We start from the raw sequence: 8,657 nt of genomic DNA, 5'->3' as shown, positions 1-8,657 counted from the left end.
GGCACACGCGCCCGCTCGGCCCCCCGCGCGGGCAGCCCGGTGGCGTCGGCACGCTTCCTGCGCCACGCCGCCCGTACGGTACGCAACCCCTGCGCCGCCCCCGTCGAACCGACCACCTTCACCGAACGCACCAGGTCACGACCGTCCATGCTGCTCACCCTGCCATTACGGGCCCCGGATAACCGCGTCGTTCAACTTCCGTTCACCCGTGGTGGGACCACATCTTCACGGCACGGACTATGTGGAGCGTGCCCTGGTGCAGAAGTCGATCACATGGCATCGTCCGTGTCAGCCGCGTCACGCGCACACCCCCGCCCGTGCGCGACCGACGCACACGACGCGCACAGTCCCGGGAGCCGCCCCATGTCGACCGCGAACCCTCTGCCGCTCTGGCAGCCAGATCCGGAACGCATCGCCCAGGCACAGGTCACCAGGTTCCAGACCTGGGCGGCCGAACACCACGGAGCCCCCGCCGACGGCGGTTACGCGGCACTGCACCGCTGGTCCGTCGACGAACTGGACACCTTCTGGCAGGCCGTCACCGAGTGGTTCGACGTTCGCTTCTCGACCCCCTACGCGCGCGTGCTCGGCGACCGCTCGATGCCCGGCGCGCACTGGTTCCCCGGAGCGACCCTCAACTACGCCGAGCACGCCCTGCGCGCGACGGCGACCCGCGCGCACGAACCGGCCCTCCTGTACGTCGACGAGACCCACGAGCCGAGCCCGGTCACCTGGGCGGAGCTGCGCCGCCAGGTCGGCTCCCTGGCCGCCGAGCTGCGCACCCTCGGCGTACGCCCCGGAGACCGCGTCAGCGGCTACCTCCCGAACATCCCGCAGGCCGTCGTCGCCCTGCTCGCCACAGCCGCCGTGGGCGGCGTCTGGACCTCCTGCGCCCCCGACTTCGGCGCCCGCAGCGTCCTGGACCGCTTCCAACAGGTCGAACCGGTCGTCCTGTTCACCGTCGACGGCTACCGCTACGGCGGCAAGGAGCACGACCGCCGCGACACGGTCGCCGAACTCCGCCGCGAACTGCCCACCCTGCGCGCGGTGGTCCACATCCCACTCCTGGGCACCGACGCCCCCGAAGGCGCCCTGGACTGGTCGTCCCTGACCTCGGCCGACGTGGAACCCGTCTTCGAAGAGGTCCCCTTCGAGCACCCCCTCTGGGTGCTCTACTCCTCCGGCACGACCGGCCTCCCCAAGGCCATCGTCCAGTCCCAGGGCGGCATCCTCGTAGAGCACCTCAAACAACTCGGCCTGCACTGCGACCTGGGCCCCGAGGACCGCTTCTTCTGGTACACGTCCACCGGCTGGATGATGTGGAACTTCCTCGTCTCCGGCCTCCTGACGGGCACGACGATCGTCCTCTACGACGGCAGCCCCGGGTACCCCGACACGGCCGCCCAGTGGCGCATCGCGGAACGCACCGGAGCGACCCTCTACGGCACTTCGGCCGCGTACGTCATGGCCTGCCGCAAGGCCGGCGTGCACCCGTCCCGCGACTTCGACCTCTCCAAGGTGCAGTGCGTCGCCACCACTGGATCGCCCCTGCCGCCCGACGGGTTCCGCTGGCTGCACGACGAGTTCGCAGAGAGCGGGGCCGACCTGTGGATCGCCTCGGTCAGCGGCGGCACGGACGTCTGCTCCTGCTTCGCCGGAGCCGTACCCACCCTCCCCGTGTACATCGGCGAACTCCAGGCCCCCGGCCTCGGCACCGACCTCCAGTCCTGGGACCCGAACGGCGAACCCCTGGTCGACGAGGTCGGCGAGCTGGTGGTCACCAACCCCATGCCGTCGATGCCGATCTACTTCTGGAACGATCCCGACGGCACCCGCTACCACGACAGCTACTTCGACACCTACCCCGGAGTGTGGCGCCACGGCGACTGGATCACCGTCACTTCCCGGGGCTCCGTCGTCATCCACGGCCGCTCCGACTCCACGCTCAACCGGCAAGGCGTGCGCATGGGTTCGGCCGACATCTACGAAGCGGTCGAACGGCTCCCGGAGATCAAGGAATCCCTCGTCATCGGCATCGAACAGCCCGACGGCGGCTACTGGATGCCCCTCTTCGTGCACCTCGCCCCCGGAGCCGTCCTGGACGACGCACTCCTGGGCCGCATCAAACAGACGATCCGCGAACAACTCTCCCCACGCCACGTCCCCGACGAAGTCATCGAGGTCCCCGGCGTCCCGCACACCCTCACCGGAAAGCGCATCGAGGTACCCGTCAAACGCCTCCTCCAGGGCACCCCGTTGGAGAAGGCGGTCAACCCGGGCTCCATCGACAACCTCGACCTGCTGAGCTTCTACGAGGACCTCGCCCGCAAACGCGCCTGATCGGCCTCCCGTAGAGGCCGGTCACCCTCCATAGGTGGCCTCGGACTCGCCCTCGCCGAGCACAGCGGCGAAGTCCGAGGCCAGCCGCATCGCGTCGGCCGGTTCGAGCTCGGCCACGGAGATCCGTACCCCCGGCCCGGACGACAGCCGGAAGCGCGCCCCCGCGGCGACCCACCAGCCGTACGACCGCAGCCCGTTGACCGCGGCGGACTCGTCCCGCACCGGCACCCAGAGATTCATCCCGCTCGCCCCGTGCGACGTGATCCCCCGCCCGCCCAGCTCCTCGCGGAGGGTCTCCCGGCGCAGCTCGTACGCCTCTTGAGCGCACGTGACCAACGCGCGCGTGCCGTCGTCCGTCATCAGTCCATGGACGGTCTCCTGGAGGAGATGACTGACCCAGCCGGACGTCAGCAGCAACCGCCCGTCGTGCCGCGCCAGCGTGGTCCGATCGCAGGCCGCCGCGGCCCACCGTAGGTCGGTGCCGAGGAACTTGCTCACCGTCCGCACATGCACCCAGCGCGGCAACCCACCAGAAGCGAGCGACCACAGGGGAGCGCCCGCCACGGCGGACGCGTGATCGTTCTCCACGACGAGCACCTCGGGCCCGTCCCGGAGCACCTCGACAAGGGCGTCGCGGCGCACGGCCGAGAAGCTGCCGCCATACGGATTCTGCGCCCGGGGACTGCACACCACGGCACGCACACCCGCCCGCAGCGCCACGCGCAGCGCATCGGGACGCAGACCCTCGTCGTCCACGGCGACCGGCACGCTCCGCAGCCCCAACGCCGTGACCAGATCCAGTAGATGGTGATACCCGGGATCCTCCATGGCCACCGCGTCCCCGGGCCGCAACTCCACCGACAGCAACCGCCCGATCAGATCCAGCGCACCGTGCGCGAAGGTCACCTGCTCCACGGGCACACCGTCGCGTCCCAGCCAGTCCCGTACGGACTCCTCCAGTCGTGCCAGCCGAGGCGTCGACCGGTGCGACCGCGCACCTGGGGACAGCCGCGAGGGCGGCACCAACGCAGGCAGGAAGAGCGGGTCGGGGTGTCCGCCGGCCAGATCCCGCAGACCCTCGGGGACCCGGGGCGGCCGTCGGGACGCCACCGCGGGGGCCTGTGCCACCACGGTCCCGCCCCGCCCGCGCGTGACGACGATGCCCCGCTGCCGCAACTCCTTGTACGCGGTGGCGACCGTGCCCGGACTCACCCCGAGCTGGTCAGCGAGCCGCCGTACCGGAGGCAGCGCGGCATCCGGCGCCAACACGCCCTCGGCCACACAGCGCTCGACGGACGCGGCAATCCCCTTGGCCGTCGTACCGCTGATCCCATATTGTATTGCCACGTCATCAACTATGTATCAATACATACTGCGACGCAAGGGGGAGCAGTGAGCACGACCCGCCGCACAGCCGTACGGCCGAAACGCATACCCGGAGGACGCGACGGTCGCAGAATGCTTGCGATCGCCCTCGTCGACCGCACCGGCAGCGGCCTGTGGGCCTCCGTGTCCGTCCTGTACTTCACCTACGTCTCGCATCTCTCCGTCGCCCAGGTCGGCACCCTCGCCGCGATCGCGGGAGCCATCGGCATCGCCGGCGCACCCCTGGGCGGTCGCCTCGCCGACCGGTTCCCGCTCACCCGCGTCCTCACCGCCCTCCAACTCCTGCGCGCCCTCGCCTCCTTCGCCCTGCTCACCACGGACAACTACGTCCTCCTGATCGCCTTCTCGGCCGCCGGCGGTTTCGGCGACCGCGCCGCCAACGTGCTCACCAAGCTCTACGCGACCCGCGTGGCCGGACCGGACCGCATCCGCTACCAGGCCATCAGCCGAACCGTCGCCAACGCGGGCTGGGCCCTGGGCGGTCTCGCCGCCGCAGGCGCACTCGCCCTCGGCACAACCGCCGCCTACCACTGGCTCCTTCTCGGCGACGCCCTCTCCTTCGTCGCCGTCGCGACGCTCACCGTGCGCTGCGGCGAACCCCCGTCGCCACAGCGCGTCATCGCGACATCGAAGGACGCGCCACCCGCGAGCAAGCCCCCGAGCCCCTGGCGCGACCGCACCTACCTCGCCTACGTCGCGACCGAAACCGTCCTGTTCCTCGACGACGCCGTCTTCAAGGTCGGCCTGCCGCTGTGGATCGCCCACGCCAGCGAGGCACCGCACGGCCTGGCACCCCTGCTGATGGTCCTCAACAACGTCATGGTCGTGGCCCTCCAGGTCCCCTTGGCCCGCTTCGGCACCACGACGGCAGCAGCCCGCAACCTCCTGATACCGCTCTCCGCGGCCTTCGCCCTGGGCGGTACCACCCTCGCCCTCTCGGCCACCGGCGGAGCCGTTACCGCGACGGTGCTTCTCACCGCCTCGGCAGCCGCCTTCACCATGGCGGAAATACTGCACGCCACCGTCTCGTGGGAACTCTCCGTCGCCCTCGCACCCGACACCGCGCAAGGCACGTACCTCGGCGTCCACGGACTCGCGCAGTCGACGCAGCGCAGCATCGGCCCACTGGCGGTCACCGCAGCCATCGCCACCGGCCCCCTCGGCTGGACCGTCTTCGGTGCCGCCATCGCTCTGACCTGCGTAATTCAGCATCGACTGGTCCGCGACCCACTGGCTCGGACGCCGTTGTCAGTGCTGCCGGTTACTGTGAGTGAGCATTGATCGACCGCGCACAGGGGGAAACATGGCGCACACCGACCACCAGACCATGCGACGCGTTCTGCGCCGCGAAATCGCCGGCACCATCGGCCTGTTGACCGACGAGCAGGACTTCCGCGCCATGCGGCGCTATCGCAGCTTCACCTTCGACGACCACACCGCCTACCTCCAACAGGTGGAGGCCCTCCTCAGGAGCCGCGCCTCCCAAGGCAGCCACACCAGCGTGGCTCTCTTCGACCCCCAGGAATACGCCGAGTTCTGTGCCGACAGCGGCCTGGACCCCGACAACCCGTCGAGCCGAACCCGCTTCACCGCGGAGCTTGCCACCACCGGCCCCACCCTGCCTTACGAGGGCCAACCGCTCGCCGACCTCCTCCCTGCCCTCGTCGACGAGGCAGTCCGCCAGGCGACCTGGGAGTACGTGACCACACTCCTGGCACGCCTCGGCGCCTGCGCCACCTGCGGCGAGGACATCGGCCGCGCCGCCTTCACCCGGGCCTCCGGTCTTCTCGTCCGCATCCTCGACACGGCCCGCCCCGGCAACCGACATCTGGTCTGCAGTGTCTCGGGAACACCGGAAACCATCGTCTGCGTCCTGCACGCCGACCAGGACGAGGACGGAGCCACCCACCTGGACGACGCCGAAGCCCTCGAATTCACCAGCGTCCTCGCCCTCGGCATCGCCACCCGAAGCCCGGGCGGCCTCGTCATGCGGACCACCAACCCCGACACCACCGACTGCATCTACGGCTGGCGCCTGCGCGGCGACGGCCTGGAACCCCTGACCGCCGGCGAGGTCTTCGACGCCTACTGCACCGACGTCGAGTCCGGAGACCTCATCTCTCCCGAATCAGGCGTCGACTACTGCGTGCCGCCAGACCTCGGCGACCTGGAACAGCCCCCGGGAGGACACCACCACTGAACACGCCAGGGGCGCCCCACCTGGTGGTGAGGCGCCCCTGAACCAGAGCCAACGGACGGCTTCTCCTGCCCGACTACTCGCCGGACAGCACCGCCTGAGCTGCTTGCCGCGCCTCCTCGGCGCTGTCCGCGGCCCGGGCAGCCAGCGCGGCCCGCTCGCACTGAGCGAGCGTGTACTTCGCCAGCGTCGACCGCACATACGGAATCGAAGCAGCGCCCATGGAAAGGGAGGTGACCCCCAGGCCGGTCAACACACAAGCCAGCAGCGGGTCGGACGCGGCCTCGCCACAGACACCACAGCTCTTGCCCTCGGCCTTCGCTCCCTCGGCGGACATCGCCACCAGGTCGAGCAGAGCGGGCTGCCACGGATCCTGCAGCCGGGACACCGCACCCACCTGACGGTCGGCGGCGAACGTGTACTGCGCGAGGTCGTTGGTCCCCAGCGACAGGAACTCGACCTCCTGCAGAATCGAGCGCGCCCGCAGCGCGGCCGACGGAATCTCCACCATCGCGCCGAACTTCGCCCGCAGACCCGCCTCCCGGCACGCGTCCGCGAACGCCTTCGCGTCCGCACGGTCCGCGACCATCGGGGCCATGACCTCAAGGTAGACCGGCAATCCCTCGGCGGCCTTCGCGAGCGCGGCCAGCTGAGTCCGCAGCACGTCGGGGTGGTCGAGCAGCGAACGCAGCCCGCGCACGCCCAGGGCCGGGTTCGGCTCGTCGGCGGGCGTCAGGAAGTCCAGCGGCTTGTCCGCGCCGGCGTCCAGCACCCGCACGACGACACGCCCCTCGGGGAACGCCTCAAGCACCTGCCGGTAGGCCTCGACCTGCTTCTCCTCGGTCGGCGCGTTCTTGCTGTCGTCCAGGAAAAGGAACTCGGTACGGAAGAGCCCCACACCCTCGGCCCCCGCCTCCAGCGCGGCTGGCACGTCAGCAGGACCGCCGACATTGGCAAGCAACGGCACCTTGTGCCCGTCGGAGGTGGCACCCGGCCCCGTGGAAGAGGAGAGAGCGGCCTTGCGCGCGGCAGCCGCCGCTTCCAACTCGGCCTTCTTCTCATCACTCGGGTTCACGAAGATCTCGCCGGTGCTGCCGTCGACGGCGACAACCGTGCCCTCGGCCAACTCACCGGCCCCCGGCAGCGCCACCACAGCGGGCACACCGAGCGCCCGCGCCAGGATCGCGCTGTGACTGGTCGGCCCGCCCTCCTCGGTGACGAAACCGAGCACGAGGGCCGGGTCCAACAGGGCCGTATCGGCAGGCGCAAGATCACGAGCGATCAGGACATACGGCTCGTCGCTGTCGGGGACACCGGGCATCGGCACCCCGAGCAACCGGGCGACGATACGATTCCGCACGTCATCGAGGTCGGCCACCCGACCGGCCAGATACTCACCGGCACCCGCCAGCAGGGCACGGTAGGCGGCGAAAGCGTCGTACACGGCCCGCTCGGCCGTGCTGCCGACCGAGATACGGCGCTCCACGTCCGTCATCAACTCGGGGTCCTGCGCCATCATGGCCTGGGCCTCAAGTACCGCCTGGGCTTCGCCCCCCGCCAGATTGCCGCGCGCCATCAGGTCGGCCGCCACAGCGTCCACGGCTTGGCGGGCGCGCCCCTGTTCACGCTCCGCGTCCTCCACCGGAATCTGCTTGGCAGGCGGTTCCAGAACCGCCGTCCCCATGTGCCGAACCTCGCCGATCGCCACACCGTGGCTCACACCGACGCCTCGCAGCGTTGTCTCCATCTCACCCGTCTCCGATAGTGCGGCGGGTCCCGCCGCCGCGGTGGTTGTCCTGCACACCGTCATACGACGGCACTGACGTCACTCCCAGGAGAAGAGCCTGTCGCCGGCCTTCACATCACCGTCTTCGCGGAGCTCGGAGAGGGACTCGGCAGTGGCTTCAAGGGCCACGATCGGGCACACCGGGGACTTGCCGGCGGCCTCGACGGCGGCCGGGTTCCAGCGCACGACGCTCTGCCCCCGGGTCACGGTGTCGCCCTTGTTGACGAGCAGTTCGAAACCCTCGCCATTGAGCTGCACGGTGTCGATACCGAGATGGGTCAGAACACCATGCCCCTCGCTGTCCACGACGACGAAGGCGTGAGGGTGGAGGGAGACGATGACTCCGTCCACAGGAGAGACAGCCTCGGAAGGCTCACGTACGGGGTCGATGGCCGTGCCGGGGCCGACCATGGCCCCGGAGAAGACCGGATCCGGCACCTCGGTCAGTCCGATGGAGCGTCCGGCGAGCGGGGACGTCACGCTGGTCATGGGAAGCCTCCCAGGGGTGGAAATGTGATGGGGCCGTCACTGCCTGTCCCGGACGGCACACTGAGTAGCAGGGTATGTCATATGTAGTACCGGTTCCGCCCGAGAGGTCGGGATTAGTGGTCTAGACCACACCTCTAATCGATTTGCACCTGCTCTACGGCCGCATGTACAGTCGTACTCCTGCTTGAGGCCGAGCGACGCGACCAAGCGTCTTTGCTTGGCCTGGCAGCATCCAACTTGTCAGATCCTATCCCGGGGTCACCTTCTGCATGCTCGCAGGACGGTGGTCAGGGGGCCGGAAAAACACTGATAGAGTTTGGAACACCGAAGGGAAGCCCGGAGGAAAGCCCGAGAGGGTGAGTACAAAGGAAGCGTCCGTTCCTTGAGAACTCAACAGCGTGCCAAAAATCAACGCCAGATATGTTGATACCCCGTCTCCAGTCATCATCTGATGGTTGG

At 69.4% G+C, this 8,657-nt stretch carries 7 protein-coding genes; 3 read left to right on the top strand and 4 right to left on the bottom strand.

Features of this window, described 5'->3' with window-relative positions:
• The first annotated feature begins 363 nt into the window (after nucleotides 1-363).
• Nucleotides 364-2,340 carry an acetoacetate--CoA ligase gene (locus R6V09_RS39340; protein ID WP_317886275.1) on the top strand — a complete coding sequence of 659 codons (1,977 nt, stop codon included), beginning with the start codon at nucleotides 364-366 and terminating at the stop codon, nucleotides 2,338-2,340.
• A gap of 21 nt (nucleotides 2,341-2,361) precedes the next feature.
• Here R6V09_RS39340 and R6V09_RS39335 read toward each other — a convergent pair whose 3' ends face one another.
• The gene (locus tag R6V09_RS39335) at nucleotides 2,362-3,687 is read right to left on the bottom strand and encodes an aminotransferase class I/II-fold pyridoxal phosphate-dependent enzyme (RefSeq protein ID WP_317886274.1); all 1,326 of its coding nucleotides are present in this window, start codon (nucleotides 3,685-3,687) and stop codon (nucleotides 2,362-2,364) included.
• Nucleotides 3,688-3,798: 111 nt separating this feature from the next.
• Between R6V09_RS39335 and R6V09_RS39330 the strand changes: the two genes are divergently transcribed.
• Entirely contained in the window at nucleotides 3,799-5,007 is a 1,209-nt protein-coding gene (locus R6V09_RS39330) for an MFS transporter (RefSeq protein WP_317886273.1), read from the top strand.
• Nucleotides 5,008-5,029: 22 nt separating this feature from the next.
• Nucleotides 5,030-5,926, top strand: a complete 897-nt coding sequence (locus R6V09_RS39325; protein WP_317886272.1) for a hypothetical protein — start codon at nucleotides 5,030-5,032, stop codon at nucleotides 5,924-5,926.
• A 73-nt stretch (nucleotides 5,927-5,999) separates the two neighbouring features.
• Here R6V09_RS39325 and ptsP read toward each other — a convergent pair whose 3' ends face one another.
• The 3 genes from ptsP to R6V09_RS39310 form a co-directional block, all read right to left on the bottom strand.
• Complete coding sequence (gene ptsP / locus R6V09_RS39320; protein ID WP_317886271.1) at nucleotides 6,000-7,670, bottom strand: phosphoenolpyruvate--protein phosphotransferase; 1,671 nt, start codon at nucleotides 7,668-7,670, stop codon at nucleotides 6,000-6,002.
• A gap of 78 nt (nucleotides 7,671-7,748) precedes the next feature.
• The gene (locus R6V09_RS39315) at nucleotides 7,749-8,198 is read right to left on the bottom strand and encodes a PTS sugar transporter subunit IIA (RefSeq protein ID WP_317886270.1); all 450 of its coding nucleotides are present in this window, start codon (nucleotides 8,196-8,198) and stop codon (nucleotides 7,749-7,751) included.
• A gap of 247 nt (nucleotides 8,199-8,445) precedes the next feature.
• Nucleotides 8,446-8,657: hypothetical protein (locus tag R6V09_RS39310; RefSeq protein ID WP_317886269.1), on the bottom strand; the 212-nt coding region annotated here is incomplete at its 5' end.

This window comes from Streptomyces sp. W16 (genome assembly GCF_033194735.1).
Lineage (GTDB): Bacteria > Actinomycetota > Actinomycetes > Streptomycetales > Streptomycetaceae > Streptomyces.
Note: the sequence above shows the minus strand (reverse complement) of the source record. Positions and strands in the feature narration are given on the sequence as shown.

Bases quoted from the DNA above. Each gene is read 5' to 3' on its own strand.
- R6V09_RS39340 (WP_317886275.1), top strand. From the start codon at position 364: ATGTCGACCGCGAACCCTCTGCCGCTCTGGCAGCCAGATCCGGAACGC.
- R6V09_RS39330 (WP_317886273.1), top strand. From the start codon at position 3,799: ATGCTTGCGATCGCCCTCGTCGACCGCACCGGCAGCGGCCTGTGGGCC.
- R6V09_RS39325 (WP_317886272.1), top strand. From the start codon at position 5,030: ATGGCGCACACCGACCACCAGACCATGCGACGCGTTCTGCGCCGCGAA.
- ptsP (WP_317886271.1), bottom strand. From the start codon at position 7,670: ATGGAGACAACGCTGCGAGGCGTCGGTGTGAGCCACGGTGTGGCGATC.
- R6V09_RS39315 (WP_317886270.1), bottom strand. From the start codon at position 8,198: ATGACCAGCGTGACGTCCCCGCTCGCCGGACGCTCCATCGGACTGACC.